The following is a 15792-nucleotide window of genomic DNA, read 5'->3' on the forward strand; positions in this document are numbered from 1 at the left end:
CGGGACTTACTCCTTGGCCGTCAGGTTCACTACGCGGTTGGTACGGTCCACGGGGCGTATCTCCTGGCCCTCGCGCAATACATGGCCACCCGCGGCGACAACCCAGTCGCCGGGGGCGAGGCCTTCGAGCACGGGTACGCTGTCGGCGCCGTAGGGCCCCAGGCGCACCACTGCCCGCTCCAGGCGGCTGTCCTTGTTGACCCGCCAGACGTAGGCCTGGCCGTTTTCCGCTGTGACTGCCGACAGGGGCACCGCCAACGGGATCAGCCCTTCGTGGGCGATGAACACCCGGGCGCTCTGGCCCAGCTCCGCCGGGGTGGCGGCCGAGGTAAAGGCAATACGGGCAGCGAAAGTGCGCGAACGTGGGTCGGCAGCCGGTGACAGCTCGCGGATACGCCCCTGGAAGCGCTCCTGCGGGTGCGACCATAGCTCCACGCTCACCGGCTGGCCCACGGCAAAGCGGGCGAACTGCTGCTCCGGCAGGCCGATGGCGACTTCCCGCTCGCCATCTGCGGCCAGGGTGAACACGGTCTGCCCTGCGCCGACCACCTGGCCCACTTCCACCTGGCGCTTGGCGATCACCCCGGCCTGGGGTGCGCGCAGCACAGCATATTCAGCCTGATTACCAGCCACGTCGAACTCGGCCTTGGCCTGTTTCAGCCGGGCCAGGCCGGCACGGTAGAGATTTTCGGCGTTATCGAACTGGGAATGGCTGACCATTTGCCGGTCCAGCAGCTTCTGGTAGCGATCGCGCTCGGCGCGCACCAGCGACAGGTTGGCCTCGGCGGCTGCCAGCTGGGCACGGTTGGCCTCCAGTTGCAGGCGCACATCCTGCGGGTCCAGTTCGGCCAGCGGCTGGTCGGCCTTTACCCGCTGCCCCTCCTCGACCAGGCGCTTGCTGACCTTGCCGCCTATGCGGAAAGCCAGTTCCGGCTCGAAGCGTGCACGCACTTCGCCGGGGTAACTGTCGGCAGCGGCTTCGGCCGGCTGCGGCTGCACCACCAGCGCCGGGCGTGGCGCAGCCGGTGGGGCGGCTTCCTGGCCGCACGCCGCCAGCAACATCGCGGCAGCGGCAGACAAAGCAATGAACAAGGCAGGGCGCAACATGATGAATCCTTTCGCGATGGGTACATTCAATATTTGTACTGGGGAGTATATTAAGTCAGGCAACCGGCGCCGGGAAGGTAGGATGCACTGGTTTTTGCAGGATATGGCCGAAGCCCTGTTCGCCTGACACGCCAGAACGGTTCAACTCGAAGGCTGGCGCCTGACCCGTTAAGATGAGCGATTCTTCAACCAGATGCAGACCACAATGTCCAACGACGCACCCATCGGCCCGGGCCGGCCCAAGGACCTGGCCAAACGCGAGGCAATTCTCGAAGCAGCCAAAGCCCTTTTCCTCAGCCTCGGCTACGCCAACACCAGCATGGATGCGGTCGCTGCGGCGGCAGGTGTTTCAAAGCTCACCGTATATAGCCACTTCACCGACAAGCAGACGCTTTTCGGCTCGGCGGTAATGGCAACCTGCCAGATCCAGTTGCCCGACATGCTGTTCGAGTACCCCGAGGGGGTGCCGGTGGAAGAGGTGCTGCTGACCATTGCCCGTGGCTTCCAGGCGCTGATCAGCAGCGATGAGGCAGTCAAGCTCAGCCGCTTGATCATGGCCCAGGGCAGCCTGGACCCGAGCTTTGGCGAGTACTTCTACGAAGCCGGGCCCAAGCGCGTGCTGGCGGGGATGGAGGCACTGTTGCGAGGGGCGCATGAGCGCGGACTGTTGCGTATCGACAACCCCCTGCGTGCGGCGGAGCACTTCTTCTGCCTGGTCAAGGGCGCACCGGATTACCGGTTGCTGCTGGGATGCGCGGGGCCGCTGGAGGGGGATGAGGCCGAGGCACATGTGCGCGAGGTGGTAGGTGTGTTCCTGCGGGCGTTCCAGCCCTGATACATCAGGCTGCCAGGACTGGCCCCATCGCCGGCAAGCCAGCGCCCACCTTGATCGCACTGTCCTCAAGGCTGTGCAGTACCTGTGGGAGCTGGCTTGCCGGCGATAGGGCCCTTACAGGCAACATAAGATAGTTGCTCCTACAGGATACCGAGGCTCTCAGCTCATGCCTTGAGGGCCTTCTTCGGGTAAATGTCATACCGGCTCGACTTGCCCTCCAGGCTGTGGCTCGGCTTCGGCCCGTCGATGATCGGCGCCTTGCGCGGCCGCTTCACCACCACCCGGTGGCTGGCCAGCGCCAGGGCAGCTTCGAGCAGGGCCGGGGCATCCAGGTCATCACCGACCAATGGGCGGAACACACGCATTTCCTTCTTCACCAGCGCACTCTTGTCCCGGTGCGGGAACATCGGGTCGAGGTAGATCACCTGGGGCGCCTCACCTTCCCAGGCGCGCATGCGCTCGATGGCGTTGCCGGTCAGCAGGCGCATGCGCCCCACGATCGGCCCCACCTCTTCATCCGACTGCGCCCGCGCCAGGCCATCCTCCAGCAACGCGGCAATCAGCGGCTGGCGCTCGATCAGGGTCATCTGGCAGCCCAGGCTGGCCAGCACGAACGCGTCCTTGCCCAGCCCGGCAGTTGCATCCAGCACCTGCGGACGCACGCCCTGGGCAATGCCCACCGCCTTGGCGATCATCTGCCCGTTGCCACCACCGAACAGGCGCCGGTGCGCGGCCTGGCCTTCGACAAAGTCCACCCGCACCGGCCCCGGTGCCTGCGGGCCCAATTGCTGGATCTGCAAGCCATCGACGCCCACCTGCACGGCAAACCCGGCAGCATCGTCCTGCAGCGGCAACTCAAGGCGCTCGGCCCACGCAGCGGCTTGCGCCTCGAATTCAGCCGACATCGCCTCGACCCGGATACCTGTGCCCTGCTCTTCCATCATTCACACCTAGAAATTGAACCCAGCCGTTAATGTATCGGCTACTTCGGCCGATACAGGCAATATCCCGCTATTCTGCCAGAGCACAACGCGCGCGACTGCCATGTCAGATACTCTTCCCATCGGCTTGACCTACCTGTCGCCTGTCGGCAACTACAGTCAGCACAACACTCAGGCACTCGGGGGCGTCAGCCACCTGTGGCAGGATTTCTTTGCCCGGGCCATGGCCGAGCAGCAGGAAGAGCCCGTAGACAGCGTCAGCCAGTCGTTCGTGCAATTCGACCAGAGCAGTGGCGAGCCGATCGGCGGCGCCCGGGCGCTAGCTCTGATCGACGCCCAGCGTGCCTGCCCGGTGCATGACACCATCGTGGCACCGCCCGAGCCACTGTTCCTGCCCAAGGCAGAACTCGAAGCCAACCTGCTGCCGCCCGCCCCCGAGCCGTTCAGCGCAGTCGAGCTGATCGAGCAGCAGCGCCAGCTCGATATCAGCAACAGCTGGCTACGCCCGGTGGTGATGAGCCAAGGTCACCCGATTGCCGAGCCCGGCCCCGGCCCTGCTCCGCGCTCGCTGTTCCTGCCGATCGCCGAGTTCGAGACCAACCTGCTGGACCCGGCGCCCGAACCGTTCGATGACACCACCCTGGCCAAGCAACAGAACGACCTGGAGTTCGACATCCACTGGGCACGCCCGGTGGTGCTTAACAACGTGCGCGCCCACGCCTGAACGCGCCCACGCTCAGCGACAGATCTGCCAGCGGCCCATGTCCACATGAAAGTGGTTGTGGTGTGCAGCGTTGTAGTCCGGCCCAAGTACCGTGCTGAAGCTGTCACAGGCCGCCCGCTGCACCTGACGAAGGAATTCCGCTTTCTGCCCGCCCGCCTGCCAGTCCCGCGCAAGGACGATGCGCTGGCCGTCTCGCAGGCGAAAGCCACTGATGTCCAGGGCATCGGCCGTGGCGTGCTGGCTCAGCCGGCCCTGCTTGCGGTGGTAGACATTGCGGCAGGCAAAACTGCCCAGGTGGTCGACCTGAGCCACCGGCTGCCCCAACACCCGTTGCGCCACAGGCTGCAGGCCATGGTTTTCGAACAGTGCATACGCCACTGCCAACGGACAACTGGCCAGGAAGCTGCCGCCGAGCCGCGCCTGACCACCGTCGATACGCCATACATTCCGCAATGGGCAGTTGGCAGTAGCCGAACTGTCGGCTTGTGCCCGGTAGCGCAGCTGGCTGGTTTGAAGTGCCAGGCGACACAGCGTCGGGTCATCGCGAAGGCGGGACAACTTGTATGGGGTCAGCAGGTTGGGGGGCTGACGCACGTCCAGCGGCGCCCACGGGTTCCACGCGGCGGGCAGCCGCCAATCCAGGTGCCAGGCCAGCCCCGCAAGCAGCGACAGGCTGGCCAGCAACGCCAGCACGGCCCTCATCAGCGGCGGAACAGGTCGTTGAGTTGTGCGAACGGCAGCGCCTGCTCCCCATAGCCGAAGGTGCCCTCATCGCGAATCTCCAGCGCGGCCCGGTGGAAGGCCCCCAACGCAGCACGGGCAAGCGACGAGCCGACGCTGATGCGGCGTACACCCAGGTCCTGCAACTGGTTGACGCTCAGCGGCACGCCCGCCATGCCCATCAGCACATTCACCGGCCGTGGCGCGACGGCCTGCACCACCGCGCGGATTTCCTCGACAGTACGCAGCCCTGGCGCGTAGAGCACATCAGCACCGGCCTCGGCATAGGCCTGCAAGCGCCGGATGGTGTCGTCCAGGTCCATGCGCCCGTGCAGCAGGTTCTCTGCCCGGGCGCACAGGGTGAACGGGAACGACAGGCTACGCGCTGCCTGCACAGCTGCACGAATGCGCTCCACGGCCAGCCCGAAGTCGTAGATGGGCGCTTCACTGCGGCCACTGGCATCTTCGATGGAACCGCCTACCAGGCCAGCCTCGGCAGCGCGCAGGATGGTCTGGGCACAATCTTCGGGCAGGTCACCAAAGCCGTTCTCCAAGTCGGCAGCCACCGGCAGCGGGGTGGCATCGACGATCTCCCCGGCATTATCAAGGGTATCGTCCAGGCTCAAGGCGCCTTCGGCGTCCGGACGGCCCAGGCTGAAAGCCAGGCCTGCACTGGTGGTGGCCAGCGCCTCGAAGCCCAGGCTGGCCAGCAACTTGGCCGAGCCGGCATCCCACGGGTTGGGGATGACGAAGGCGCTGTCACGCTCGTGCAGGGCCTTGAAGGCTTCGGCTCGCAGGGTTTGCACATCCATGGTTCAACCTCCGGCAGTCAGGGGAAGGTCAGAGTAGCCCCAATTGTTCGACCGCGGGGGTGCGCGGCAATTCCGGCAACGCGGCAAGGCCCGGCAGGCGCTGCATCAGGCGTTGATGAAAACGCTGGGCCAGCGCCGCGGCCAGCTGGTTGTCCGAGGTGTGCAGGAAGATGTAAGGGTTGCGGCCTTCCTCGATCCAGGCGGCGATCTTGTCCACCCAAGGGGTAAGAAAGGCCTCGTTGGCCTCCAGCTGCGGGTGGCCGATGAAGCGCACCTGCGGGTGCTGGGTGAAGGCTGCCGGGCGAGGCGGTACTTTGGGCTTCTTAGCCTGCGCATGCAGCACGGCAGGGTCACGAGAGGTGCAGCTGAACAAGGCGCGCGGGTCCAGGCAGATACGCTCCACACCGCGCTCATGCAGCAGGCGGTTGAGCAACCGCTCTTCTTCACCCTTGGCGAAGAAAGCCTGGTTGCGCACCTCCACGGCCACCGGCACTCCGACTTCGTCAAGGAAGTGGCAAAGCTCGCCCAGCCGTGCGGGGCTGAACTGGGCCGGCAACTGTAGCCAGTACGGCGCTACGCGCTGGCCCAGCGGGGCCATCAGGCGGGTGAAGTCAGAGGCCGGTTCCAGCTGATCACGCAGGTCGCCTTCATGGCTGATGTCCCGGGGAAACTTGGCAGTGAAGCGGAAGTGTTCGGGCATGATCTGCGCCCAGCGCGCAATAGTGCCTGGTGCGGGGCGTGCGTAGAAAGTGGTATTGCCCTCGACGGCGTTGAACACCTGGCTGTAGTAGCCGAGCATTTCACCGCTGTTGGCGTCGGCGGGATACAGGTAGTCGCGCCAGGCGTTTTCGCTCCATGACGGGCAACCGAGAAAATAAGGCAGTGGTGATGGACTCATCCACTAAATGTACAGGTCGAGCCCCAGTACTTCCATGTCCCAGTCGGTAAAACCGGCAGTACTCAGGTAGCTGGCCAATGCGGTAGCGGTGCGGCGGTCACGGGCGCGGGGGAAAATCATGTCCTGCTGGCGGGCTGGCAGGCCACCGCTGCGACGGCGGGCGGTGGCTTCCTGAGGGGCGGTTTCGACCTCCTCGATCACCTCGGCATCATCGATGGCCTCGTCACGTACCGCTGCCTTGCGCGGGGTGCGCTTGATCGGATAGGACTGCGATGAGAAACCGTCGATACGCATGGCATGAGCACTCAGAACCAATGATGGCAATTTAGCAGCATCAGGGTTCCATCGCTAATGCTCGAGTGATAACTGGACCACAGATCGCGCAAAAGGTTTTAGTGTCATCGGCGATAACCGACGAAAAACACTCAGCGCTTCTTGGGTGTCGCTACATTATCGCGCAGGTAGACCGGTTGCGCCTGCTCGGCAATGATCGCCTCGCCACGCGCCCAGGCAAAGCTGGCCAGGCTGAGGATGTCCAGGGCGTTGGGCAAGGCACTGGCATTGCTGGCGGCCACCTGCACCGCCAGGCGCTCGGCATAGCCCCAACCGGTACCGGCACCGAACCACTCGCCAGCGCTGCCCGCCGGCAGCGCCACCTGCTCGGGCGGCAGCACTGCCTCCTGGCCGACCAGGCGCATTTCACCTTCGGCGGCCTGGTAGCAGCCCCAATACACTTCATCCATGCGCGCATCAATGGCGGCCGCCACTTGCTGTACACCGTGTTCGCGCAGCGCGCCCTGGGCCAGTGCGGCCAGGTTGGACACCGGCAACACCGGGCGTTCCAGTGCGAAGGCCAGGCCCTGGACCACCCCGATGGCAATGCGCACGCCGGTGAAAGCGCCCGGGCCACGGCCAAAGGCGATGGCATCCAGCGCATTCAGCGCCACGCCGGACTCGGCCAGCAGCTGCTTGATCATCGGCAGCAGCTTCTGGGCATGCATGCGCGGGATCACCTCGTAATGGCTGGTTACCTTGCCGTCATGCAGCAGTGCGACGGAACAGGCTTCGGTAGCGGTATCCAGGGCCAGCAGGGTGGTCATCGAACGGGTATCCAGGTACTAGGGGGAAAAGAGCGGCAGTATAGAGCAGCCGCGGCGTTGTGTCCGCAAGGGGCCGCTGTGCGGCCCATCGCCGGCAAGCCAGCTCCCACAGGTACGGCACAGCCTTCGGAATCGGCGCGGTCCTGTGGGAGCCGGCTTGCCGGCGATGGGCTGCTTAAGCAGCCCCCCAAACGACAACGGCCCGCAAGCGGGCCGTTGTCGAGGTGCGTCGGGTGCTGGATCAGCTCAGGGCTGCCAGGACCTTGGCGGTGATGGCTTCGACCGAGCCGACGCCTTCGATGTGGCTGTACTTCGGCTTGCCGGCATTGGCGGCCGACAGCTTCTGGTAGAAGTCCACCAGCGGCTTGGTCTGGCTGTGGTAAACCGACAGGCGATGGCGAACGGTCTCTTCCTTGTCGTCATCACGCTGGATCAGGTCTTCACCAGTCTCGTCGTCCTTGCCTTCCACTTTCGGCGGGTTGTACTGAATGTGGTAGGTGCGGCCCGAAGCCAGGTGCACGCGGCGGCCAGCCATGCGGCCGACGATTTCCTCGTCGTCCACGGCGATTTCGACCACGGCGTCGATGTCGACACCGGCAGCGACCATGGCTTCGGCTTGCGGGATGGTGCGTGGGAAGCCGTCGAACAGGCAGCCCTTGGCGCAATCAGGCTGGGCGATGCGCTCCTTGACCAGGCTGATGATCAACTCGTCGGAGACCAGCTGGCCGGCATCCATGACTTTCTTCAGTTCCAGGCCCAGCGGGGTACCAGCCTTGACGGCGGCACGCAGCATGTCACCGGTGGAAATCTGGGGGATACCGAACTTTTCGGTGATGAACTTTGCCTGAGTACCTTTACCGGCCCCGGGAGCTCCCAGCAGAATTACGCGCATCTCGTGCTCCTCAAATTTTGTTATGAAATTCAATGGATTCGGCGACCAGGGCCAAGTCCGGAAAATCGGGTATGACCATAAATCGGTCAGAAGGCTGCTCAAGATACACAGCGCCCGGCAGCCAGACAAGCGTCCCAAAGTTGCAGGATTGCGCCACCTACGGCCGGCCTGGCAGGCGGTTGCGCCCGGCGCAACCACCCTCTTCGCCCACTTGCATCCCCCGCACGACACCTGCCCTGTGCGCCCCGGGCCTACCTTCAGCCGGTGTTGCGCAGGCCGGCTGCAATACCCGCCACAGTCACCAGCAAGGCCTGCTCCAACGGGCTGTCCAGAGCGGCTTCGCGGCTGCGCGAGCGGGCCAGCAACTCGGCCTGCAGGCGGTGCAACGGGTCCAGGTAGGTATTGCGCAGGCTGATGAATTCCAGCGTCTCGGGGCTGTGCGCCAGTAGCACCGGCTGCCCGGTAAGGCCCAGTACCACCTGGCACGACTGCGACAATAGGTCGCGCAGGTACGCACCCAAAGGCAGCAGGTGCGGTTGCACTAGACGTTCGTCGTAGGCCTCGGCGATCTGCGCATCGGCCTTGGCCAGCACCATCTCGAGCATGTCGATGCGGGTGCGGAAGAACGGCCATTGCTCGCGCATCTGCGCCAGCAGTTCACCCTGGCCACGGGCCAGGGCATTGTTCAATGCCGTTTCCCAACCAAGCCAGGCGGGCAGCATCAGGCGGGTCTGGGTCCAGCCAAAGATCCACGGAATGGCCCGCAGGCTTTCGATGCCACCGGCGCGGCGCTTGGCCGGTCGGCTGCCCAGCGGCAGACGCCCCAGTTCCTGCTCCGGGGTCGACTGGCGGAAATACTCGACAAAATCGGGGTTCTCCCGCACCACGCCGCGGTAGGCCTTGACGCCATCGGCGGCAAGCTGGTCCATCACCTCGCGCCAGGCAGGCTGCGGTGGTGGCGGTGGCAACAAGGTGGCTTCCAGCACCGCAGCCAGATACAGGTTCAGGTTCTGCTCGGCGATACCCGGCAAGCCGAACTTGAAGCGGATCATCTCGCCCTGCTCGGTGGTGCGGAAGCGCCCCGCCACCGAACCCGGTGGCTGCGAGAGGATCGCCGCGTGGGCCGGGCCACCGCCGCGGCCCACCGTGCCGCCACGGCCGTGGAACAGCAGCAATTCGACCTGGTGCTCGGCGCAGATGCGCACCAGGTTTTCCTGGGCCCGGTACTGCGCCCAGGCCGCTGCCGTGGTACCAGCGTCCTTGGCCGAGTCGGAATAGCCGATCATCACTTCCTGCGGGCCGCGCAGGTTCGCTCTGTAGCCTGGCAGGCCAAGCAGGCGTTGCATCACCGGGCCGGCATTGTCGAGGTCGGCCAGGGTCTCGAACAGCGGCACCACGCGCATGGGCCGCGTCAGGCCGGCCTCCTTCAACAGCAGCTGCACCGCCAGCACATCCGAGGCGGCACCGGCCATGGAGATTACGTAAGAGCCCAGCGATGCGGCTGGCGCGGCGGCAATTTCCCGGCAGGTGGCAAGCACCTCGGCGGTCTCGGCCTGCGGCTTGAAATGCGCGGGCAGCAGTGGCCGGCGGTTTTTCAGCTCGGCCTGTAGGAACTGAATGCGCTGCTCTTCATCCCAGTCGGCATAACGCCCCAGGCCCAGGTAGTCGGTAATCTCGCTCAACGCATCACGGTGGCGAGCGGCGTCCTGGCGCACGTCCAGGCGGCCCAGGAACAGGCCAAAGGTCACGGCGCGGCGCAGGCAGTCGAGCAACGGGCCTTCGGCGATCACACCCATGCCGCAGGCGTGCAGGGACTGGTAGCACAGCTCCAGCGGCGCGATCAGGTCGCGGTTGTCCACCAGCACCTCGGCGCTGGCCGGCTGGCTGCTGGTCAATGCCGAATGCGCCCACGCGCGCGTTGCTCGCAGGCGATCGCGCAGTTGCTTGAGCAGAGAGCGGTAGGGTTCGGGACTGTCGCCGACCTGCTCACGCAGCGCATCGTCGGCCTGCTGCATGGACAACTCGGAAGCCAGCGCATCGATGTCGCGCAGGAACAGGTCGGCAGCCATCCAGCGCGCCAGCAGCAGGACTTCGCGGGTGACCGCTGCGGTCACGTTGGGGTTGCCATCACGGTCACCGCCCATCCACGAGGCGAAGCGGATCGGCGCCGCCTCCAGCGGCAGGCGCAGGCCGGTAGCCTCCAGCAGGGCCTTGTCGACCTTGCGCAAGTGGCTGGGGATGGCGTGCCACAGCGAATGCTCGATTACCGCAAAGCCCCACTTGGCTTCGTCCACCGGCGTCGGTCGGGTACGGCGGATTTCTTCGGTGTGCCAGGCCTCGGCGATCAGCCGGCGCAAGCGCTCGCGCACCTGCTGGCGTTCCCCCGGGGTCAGGTCGCGGTGGTCCTGGGCAGCCAGTTGGCCGGCGATGGCGTCGTACTTCTGGATCAGGGTGCGGCGAGCCACTTCGGTGGGGTGCGCAGTGAGCACCAGCTGGATGTCGAGCTTGGCCAATTGCCGGGCCAGGGCATCATTGCTGTGCCCGGCCTGCTTCAGGCGCGCCAGCAGCTCGGGCAGCACCCGGGCCTCGAACGGCTCGGGCTGGTCGGCGTCGCGGCGGCGGATCAACTGGTACTGCTCGGCCATGTTGGCCAGGTTGAGGAACTGGTTGAAGGCCCTGGCCACGGGCAGCAAGTCTTCATCGGCCAGGTCCGCCAGGGTCGAGCTCAGTTGCTCGCCAGCACCGCGGCGGTCGGCCTTGGCACTGTGGCGGATGTCCTCGATCTTCTGCAGGAACGCCTCGCCATGCTGCTGGCGAATGGTATCGCCAAGCAGTTCACCCAACACATGGACATCTTCACGCAAACGCACATCGATATCGGTCATTGGCCCTCTCTCCGGCGCGGCTCTGGCGCATTGCATCCCTTTTTCAGCCTTTACGCGATCCCCTGTGGGAGCGCGGTATTCGCTCCAAGAGTGCCCACAGCCAGGCGCCGATGGCAAGCCGTGATCGGCCAAAGCAAACTAAAGTGAAAGCACGACACTCCCATGCATTGCAGCCCTTTCAGGCGTCAACAGAGGTCAGCATGAAAATCCGTGAACTCGCCCAGCACTGGGAACAGAATGCCGCCGGTACCCTCAGCCCCACGGGCCATGTCCTGCATCTGGACCTTGAGTCCGAAGCGCGCCTGGCCGCGCTGATCGACATGTACCCCAAGCGCACCGCCGAGGAACTGCTCGGAGAGCTGGTCGCGGCAGCCCTCGAGGAACTGGAGGCCAGCTTCCCCTATGTGCAAGGCCGCCAGGTCATTGCCACCGACGAGGAAGGCGACCCGCTGTACGAGGACATCGGCCCTACTCCGCGCTTTCTGTCACTGTCGCGACAGCATCTGCACGCCCTGAGCAACCCAGCAGCCGACAGCGAGAAGTAACCCGCCGCCCCCGCTCCGGGCCTGGCAAAGGCCCGGAATACCGCTACGCCGCGCGAAAGTTCCGGGCGAATCGCACTGACCGATTAGTCAGAAATAGTAATCCGCTCACGATGATTTTTTCTGAACTATCCGAAAAACGCGTCAGTCACAGCCAATAGCCATCACGCTAAAACCCTGCACACCTGCCGTTGTGCACCGTTGAGCTGAAGCGCGCGCACGTGTCAGGGAACGAGCGATGGACTGCTACGGACAACGTCGTAAACAGGAGTGATCCAATGGAACTGACCACCAAGAACACCCGCATCTACAAACCCTCATCCACTCATGTGCGCGGGTTCAAGCTGGCAGCGCTGGCCTTGGGCAGCAGCCTGGTCCTGGCCGGCTGTGCGGGCAACCCGCCCACCGAGCAGTATGCAGTCACCCAGTCCGCCGTGAACTCGGCCGTCAGCGCTGGCGGCACCGAGTTCGCCGCCGTGGAAATGAAAGCGGCACAGGACAAGTTCAAGCAGGCCGAGATCGCCATGCATGACAAGAAGTACGACGACGCCAGGCGCCTGGCCGAACAGGCCGAGTGGGACGCCCGCCTCGCCGAACGCAAGGCCCAGGCGGCCAAGGCCCAGAAGGCCGTGCAGGATGCCCGCCAGGGCGTTCAGGACGTACGTGAGGAAGGCCTGCGCAGCGCTCAGTGAGCCCTGCCCTGCCCACCTCGGTCTTCGCACACGATCAAAGGATGAACACTATGCGCAACTACGTCATGATTCCCGCCCTGCTGGCCCTGAGCGTCGGCCTTGCCGCCTGCTCGCACGACCCTAACGCCAACCTCGAATCGGCCCGCACCAACTTCTCCTCGCTGCAGAGCGACCCGCAATCGAGCAAGGTTGCGGCGCTGGAGACCAAGGACGCCCAGGACTGGCTGAACAAGGCCGACAAGGCCTACATGGACCGTGAAGACGAGAAGAAGGTCGACCAATTGGCCTACCTGACCAACCAGCGCGTCGAAGTGGCCAAGCAGACCATCGCCCTGCGCACTGCCGAAAGCGAACTGAAAAACGCTTCGGCCCAGCGCGCCCAGGCCAAGCTCGACGCACGCGACGCACAGATCGCCAAGCTGCAGGACAGCCTCAACGCCAAGCAGACCGACCGCGGCACGCTGGTCACCTTCGGAGACGTGCTGTTCGACTTCAACAAGGCCGAACTCAAGAGCAACGCCTACCCGAACGTCACCAAGCTGGCGCAATTCCTCCAGGAAAACCCGGAACGCAAGGTGATCGTCGAGGGTTACACCGACAGCGTCGGCTCGGCCAACTACAACCAGGGCCTGTCGGAGCGCCGCGCCAACAGCGTACGGATGGCACTGGTACGTGCTGGCGTCGACCCAGCGCGCATCGTCGCCCAGGGCTATGGCAAGGAGTACCCGGTAGCGGACAACTCGAGCAATTCGGGGCGTGCGCAGAACCGCCGGGTGGAGGTGACCATCTCCAACGACAACCAACCGGTGGCACCTCGCTCTGTGAGCCAGGTACAGCAGTAAGGCTGGCTAGCTGAACTGACAAGCCCCGCGATCGAAGCGGGGCTTTCTTTTGCCTGTGCTGGCCTCTTCGCGGGCTTGCCCGCTCCCACAGGTACGGCGCCAGTTTCGAGCTTTGCGCGATCCCTGTGGGAGCGGGCGTGCCCGCGAAGAGGCCGGTTCAGGCAGCAGATATCTTGAGCTTTGCACAGTCCCTGTGGGAGCGGCTTTAGCCGCGAAAGGGCCAGCACAGGCAGCAGAGATAATGGCTCACTGCACCTGCTGCGGCGTTTCCTCGCCCATGCAACGCACAGCACGCTTGCGGTTGTCCACCAGCACCCCTGTCAGGCCTTTCTGCTGGGTATCGAACAGCACCAACACGCCGTCGACGCACTGGGCCATTTGTGGTGCCGGGTCCAGCGAGACCTTGTAGTCCTCGCCGGGGATGGTCTTGAGCATGGTGAAGTCCTGCAGCAACAGGGCATCTTCGGGCTTGGCGAAATGCAGGTAACCGTAGTACCACAAGGCCCCCACCGTCACGATGATGCTGCCGACACCGGTCAGGATCAGCGGGATGGCGTTGCGTTCTTCACTCATTGCTTGTTCTTCTCGTCAGGGTAATTGGGCACTTCGGCCAGCCGCCGCAGGCCATTGAAATGGCTGGGGTCGTCGAGGAAACGCAGCATCACCTGGCGCCAGGTCGGGTCGGCGAAGGTCTGCACGTGGCCACCACGGGTCAGTTGCAGCACCCGCGGCGCTGGCGCGTGCTGGTACAGGCGGATGCCGTTGTCCATCGGCACCAGGGTATCGTCGATGCTGTGGAAGAACAGCTTGGGCGGGCTGCTCAGCTGCTCGATCGAGCGGATCGCGCTGTCACCGTCCGGCACCAGCCACGACAGCGGCACCTGCAGCGGCCAGGTCATCCACGAGGTGCTGAGGGCAAAGCGCCCGACCGCACGGTAACTGGCCGGCACACCGTCGAATACCAAAGCACTGAAACGCTGGCGCTGCTCCGGGTGGGCCGCCAGGTAGTGAATGGCCATGGCCCCGCCAAGGCTCTGCCCCAGCAGCACCAGCGGCTTGCCCTTGACTTCGGGCGCCTGCTCCAGCCAGGCCATGGCCGCGGCGATGTCCTGGTACACCTCGGGCAGGCTCGGCTCGCCCTGGGACAGGCCATAGCCGCGGTAATCGATCATCAACACCTGGTAGCCCTGCTCCGGCAGCCAGTAGCTGCCGCCCAGGTGCCCAGGCAGGTTGCCGCCATTGCCATGCAGGTGCAGCACCGTGCCCTTGACCTCGACCCCGGCCTTGGCCGGCAACCACCAGCCGTGCAGGCGGATGCCATCAGCAGTGATCAGAGTGACATCGCGGTACTCGAGCCTGGCCCGCTCGGGCGTGAACGGCTGCCCGCGCTCGGGATAGAACAGCAGGCTGCTGCAACCGCCCAGGCCCAGCAGGATCAAACCCAGGGCCAGCAGGCGGCAGCACTCAGAGAATGTTCGCGTAATCGGCTTCAATACGGTCCAGGCTCAGGTGGTTGAGGAAGTTGGAGAAGCACATCCAGGCCGACAGCGCATTGAGGTCGCGGAACTGCTCGGGCAGGTACTTGGGCGGCTCGACCAGGCCTTCCTCGACCAGCTGTCGCAGGGTACGCATGTCTTCCAGGGTGGTCTTGCCACAGAACAGCAACGGGATCTGTTCGAGCTTGCCTTTCTTCACGGCCAACTGAATGTAGTTGTAAACCATGATGAAGCCTTTGAGGTAGGACAAGTCCTTGGTAAATGGCAGGCCATTGGGCACCGACCCGCGGAACACCCGGCTGGCGTTGCTGTAGCTCTGCGCCATCTCGAACCCCTGCTCGCGGAAGAAGTTGTAGATCTGCATGAAATCGGCACCCTCCTCGACCATGTGGATGGCGCGGGTGCGGTTGGTGAGCTTGCGCAGGCGGCTGGGGTAGGAGGCGAAGGCGATCACCTCCATGAGGATGGCCAGGCCTTCCTGGGTGACCGTCGACGAGGGCGGGCCCTTGGCCAGGAAGGTACAGATCGGCTGGTTCAGGCCGTTGAGCGTGGTGCCGACATGCACCAGCCCTTCGTGCACCTCCAGGGCGCGCACGTCACGGGAGTTGAACATGGCGTCGGCACGCACCTTGATGTAGTCGGCCCCGGCCGCGGCATCGGCGACGATACCGTCGGACTCGAACACACGGATGGTCTCCTCGGCCTCGCCGAATACCTTGTTCAACCGGTGCTGGAGGATTTCCACGGCTTCCTTGGCAGTGAGGTTCTTCGGCTCGTCCTTGAGGTCGCCACGGCCATCGATGTTGTTCAGGTAGTCCGACAGCATCAGGCCGAGGTCGGCCAGGGTCGGATCACCAGCGTGGAAGGCATCCGAGGCAGCGCCGTACAGTTCCTGGGAGATCAGCCCGAAATCCTCGGTGCCACGCGCTTCGAGCATGCGCACCACCATGCGGTATTCGCGGCACATGCGCTTCATGATCTGCCCGACCGGGTTGAACTGGCCGAGCTGGCGAATGATGTCGCGTTCGATGCCCTGGAACTCGGCCTTGACCGCGCTGGAGTCGAACGCCAGCGGGCGCGACTGGTAGTAGGCACGGTCGACGGCCGGCGGCTCCTTGCCCTTGGCCTTGAGGAAACCCTGGCGGATGTTGTCGTCCCACTTCACCGCGTCCAGAACCCGGATCGGGGTCTGTGCCGCAACGATGCGGTCGGACAGGGCACGGATGGTTTGCTGGTATTCGTCCACCGGGGACTCCTTTCTAGTACAAGAAACCTGTACCGGCCTCTTCGCGGGCTCGCCCGCTCC

At 64.8% G+C, this 15792-nt stretch carries 17 protein-coding genes; 5 read left to right on the forward strand and 12 right to left on the reverse strand.

Annotated features, from left to right (window positions below):
- Positions 1 to 6: 6 nt before the first annotated feature.
- Positions 7 to 1107, reverse strand: coding sequence for an efflux RND transporter periplasmic adaptor subunit (locus tag ACLCGK_RS03625; RefSeq protein ID WP_367245299.1), 1101 nt, complete (start codon positions 1105 to 1107; stop codon positions 7 to 9).
- Positions 1108 to 1300: 193 nt separating this feature from the next.
- On the opposite strand from ACLCGK_RS03625, the gene ACLCGK_RS03630 reads away from it, so the two are divergent.
- Complete coding sequence (locus tag ACLCGK_RS03630; protein ID WP_013971232.1) at positions 1301 to 1942, forward strand: TetR/AcrR family transcriptional regulator; 642 nt, start codon at positions 1301 to 1303, stop codon at positions 1940 to 1942.
- A gap of 164 nt (positions 1943 to 2106) precedes the next feature.
- Here the strand turns inward: ACLCGK_RS03630 and ACLCGK_RS03635 are convergent, their stop codons facing one another.
- Positions 2107 to 2883: a class I SAM-dependent methyltransferase gene (locus ACLCGK_RS03635; RefSeq protein WP_367245310.1), complete on the reverse strand. Its 777-nt coding sequence runs from the start codon at positions 2881 to 2883 to the stop codon at positions 2107 to 2109.
- A 103-nt stretch (positions 2884 to 2986) separates the two neighbouring features.
- On the opposite strand from ACLCGK_RS03635, the gene ACLCGK_RS03640 reads away from it, so the two are divergent.
- The gene (locus ACLCGK_RS03640; RefSeq protein ID WP_367245300.1) at positions 2987 to 3607 is read left to right on the forward strand and encodes an energy transducer TonB; all 621 of its coding nucleotides are present in this window, start codon (positions 2987 to 2989) and stop codon (positions 3605 to 3607) included.
- Positions 3608 to 3619: 12 nt separating this feature from the next.
- Here ACLCGK_RS03640 and ACLCGK_RS03645 read toward each other — a convergent pair whose 3' ends face one another.
- The 7 genes from ACLCGK_RS03645 to ppc form a co-directional block, all read right to left on the reverse strand.
- Positions 3620 to 4309, reverse strand: a complete 690-nt coding sequence (locus ACLCGK_RS03645) for an extensin family protein (RefSeq protein WP_410951295.1) — start codon at positions 4307 to 4309, stop codon at positions 3620 to 3622.
- Positions 4309 to 5139, reverse strand: coding sequence for an oxaloacetate decarboxylase (locus ACLCGK_RS03650; protein ID WP_367245302.1), 831 nt, complete (start codon positions 5137 to 5139; stop codon positions 4309 to 4311). The genes ACLCGK_RS03645 and ACLCGK_RS03650 overlap by 1 nt, the downstream gene beginning before the upstream one ends.
- A 28-nt stretch (positions 5140 to 5167) precedes the next feature.
- The gene (locus tag ACLCGK_RS03655; RefSeq protein WP_410951296.1) at positions 5168 to 6037 is read right to left on the reverse strand and encodes a DUF72 domain-containing protein; all 870 of its coding nucleotides are present in this window, start codon (positions 6035 to 6037) and stop codon (positions 5168 to 5170) included.
- Positions 6038 to 6040: 3 nt separating this feature from the next.
- Positions 6041 to 6331 (reverse strand): hypothetical protein, encoded by a 291-nt coding sequence (locus tag ACLCGK_RS03660; protein WP_025337946.1) that lies wholly within the window; start codon positions 6329 to 6331, stop codon positions 6041 to 6043.
- A gap of 131 nt (positions 6332 to 6462) precedes the next feature.
- Entirely contained in the window at positions 6463 to 7137 is a 675-nt protein-coding gene (tsaB, locus tag ACLCGK_RS03665) for a tRNA (adenosine(37)-N6)-threonylcarbamoyltransferase complex dimerization subunit type 1 TsaB (protein WP_410951297.1), read from the reverse strand.
- Positions 7138 to 7378: 241 nt separating this feature from the next.
- Positions 7379 to 8029, reverse strand: coding sequence for an adenylate kinase (gene adk / locus ACLCGK_RS03670; RefSeq protein ID WP_003259830.1), 651 nt, complete (start codon positions 8027 to 8029; stop codon positions 7379 to 7381).
- 257 nt (positions 8030 to 8286) lie between these two features.
- The gene (gene ppc, locus ACLCGK_RS03675) at positions 8287 to 10914 is read right to left on the reverse strand and encodes a phosphoenolpyruvate carboxylase (protein WP_410951298.1); all 2628 of its coding nucleotides are present in this window, start codon (positions 10912 to 10914) and stop codon (positions 8287 to 8289) included.
- Positions 10915 to 11114: 200 nt separating this feature from the next.
- On the opposite strand from ppc, the gene ACLCGK_RS03680 reads away from it, so the two are divergent.
- From ACLCGK_RS03680 to ACLCGK_RS03690, 3 genes are all read left to right on the forward strand, one after another.
- The gene (locus ACLCGK_RS03680; RefSeq protein WP_013971223.1) at positions 11115 to 11459 is read left to right on the forward strand and encodes a type 1 pili tip component; all 345 of its coding nucleotides are present in this window, start codon (positions 11115 to 11117) and stop codon (positions 11457 to 11459) included.
- Between the two features lie 275 nt (positions 11460 to 11734).
- Complete coding sequence (locus tag ACLCGK_RS03685; RefSeq protein WP_003258911.1) at positions 11735 to 12148, forward strand: DUF4398 domain-containing protein; 414 nt, start codon at positions 11735 to 11737, stop codon at positions 12146 to 12148.
- A gap of 50 nt (positions 12149 to 12198) precedes the next feature.
- Positions 12199 to 12990 carry an OmpA family protein gene (locus ACLCGK_RS03690; RefSeq protein WP_015269164.1) on the forward strand — a complete coding sequence of 264 codons (792 nt, stop codon included), beginning with the start codon at positions 12199 to 12201 and terminating at the stop codon, positions 12988 to 12990.
- Positions 12991 to 13236: 246 nt separating this feature from the next.
- On the opposite strand, the gene ACLCGK_RS03695 is transcribed toward ACLCGK_RS03690, so the two are convergent.
- Genes ACLCGK_RS03695 through ACLCGK_RS03705 form a run of 3 tightly spaced genes read right to left on the reverse strand, consistent with a single transcriptional unit; the run spans position 13237 to position 15732 of the window.
- Positions 13237 to 13563, reverse strand: a complete 327-nt coding sequence (locus tag ACLCGK_RS03695; RefSeq protein ID WP_013971221.1) for a hypothetical protein — start codon at positions 13561 to 13563, stop codon at positions 13237 to 13239.
- Positions 13560 to 14483, reverse strand: coding sequence for an alpha/beta hydrolase (locus tag ACLCGK_RS03700; RefSeq protein ID WP_038408942.1), 924 nt, complete (start codon positions 14481 to 14483; stop codon positions 13560 to 13562). The genes ACLCGK_RS03695 and ACLCGK_RS03700 overlap by 4 nt, the downstream gene beginning before the upstream one ends.
- Positions 14455 to 15732: a flavohemoglobin expression-modulating QEGLA motif protein gene (locus ACLCGK_RS03705; RefSeq protein WP_013971219.1), complete on the reverse strand. Its 1278-nt coding sequence runs from the start codon at positions 15730 to 15732 to the stop codon at positions 14455 to 14457. Before ACLCGK_RS03705 ends, ACLCGK_RS03700 begins: the two co-directional genes overlap by 29 nt.
- Between the last annotated feature and the right edge of the window lie 60 nt (positions 15733 to 15792).

The organism is Pseudomonas sp. S1(2024), from assembly GCF_046557535.1.

What these genes read in the sequence shown, in the direction of transcription:
- ACLCGK_RS03625 (WP_367245299.1), bottom strand. Translation starts at nt 1,107, where the DNA reads ATGTTGCGCCCTGCCTTGTTCATTGCTTTGTCTGCCGCTGCCGCGATG.
- ACLCGK_RS03690 (WP_015269164.1), top strand. Translation starts at nt 12,199, where the DNA reads ATGCGCAACTACGTCATGATTCCCGCCCTGCTGGCCCTGAGCGTCGGC.
- adk (WP_003259830.1), bottom strand. Translation starts at nt 8,029, where the DNA reads ATGCGCGTAATTCTGCTGGGAGCTCCCGGGGCCGGTAAAGGTACTCAG.
- ACLCGK_RS03630 (WP_013971232.1), top strand. Translation starts at nt 1,301, where the DNA reads ATGCAGACCACAATGTCCAACGACGCACCCATCGGCCCGGGCCGGCCC.
- ACLCGK_RS03640 (WP_367245300.1), top strand. Translation starts at nt 2,987, where the DNA reads ATGTCAGATACTCTTCCCATCGGCTTGACCTACCTGTCGCCTGTCGGC.
- ppc (WP_410951298.1), bottom strand. Translation starts at nt 10,914, where the DNA reads ATGACCGATATCGATGTGCGTTTGCGTGAAGATGTCCATGTGTTGGGT.
- ACLCGK_RS03695 (WP_013971221.1), bottom strand. Translation starts at nt 13,563, where the DNA reads ATGAGTGAAGAACGCAACGCCATCCCGCTGATCCTGACCGGTGTCGGC.
- ACLCGK_RS03660 (WP_025337946.1), bottom strand. Translation starts at nt 6,331, where the DNA reads ATGCGTATCGACGGTTTCTCATCGCAGTCCTATCCGATCAAGCGCACC.
- ACLCGK_RS03650 (WP_367245302.1), bottom strand. Translation starts at nt 5,139, where the DNA reads ATGGATGTGCAAACCCTGCGAGCCGAAGCCTTCAAGGCCCTGCACGAG.
- ACLCGK_RS03635 (WP_367245310.1), bottom strand. Translation starts at nt 2,883, where the DNA reads ATGGAAGAGCAGGGCACAGGTATCCGGGTCGAGGCGATGTCGGCTGAA.
- ACLCGK_RS03645 (WP_410951295.1), bottom strand. Translation starts at nt 4,309, where the DNA reads ATGAGGGCCGTGCTGGCGTTGCTGGCCAGCCTGTCGCTGCTTGCGGGG.
- ACLCGK_RS03685 (WP_003258911.1), top strand. Translation starts at nt 11,735, where the DNA reads ATGGAACTGACCACCAAGAACACCCGCATCTACAAACCCTCATCCACT.
- ACLCGK_RS03680 (WP_013971223.1), top strand. Translation starts at nt 11,115, where the DNA reads ATGAAAATCCGTGAACTCGCCCAGCACTGGGAACAGAATGCCGCCGGT.
- ACLCGK_RS03655 (WP_410951296.1), bottom strand. Translation starts at nt 6,037, where the DNA reads ATGAGTCCATCACCACTGCCTTATTTTCTCGGTTGCCCGTCATGGAGC.
- tsaB (WP_410951297.1), bottom strand. Translation starts at nt 7,137, where the DNA reads ATGACCACCCTGCTGGCCCTGGATACCGCTACCGAAGCCTGTTCCGTC.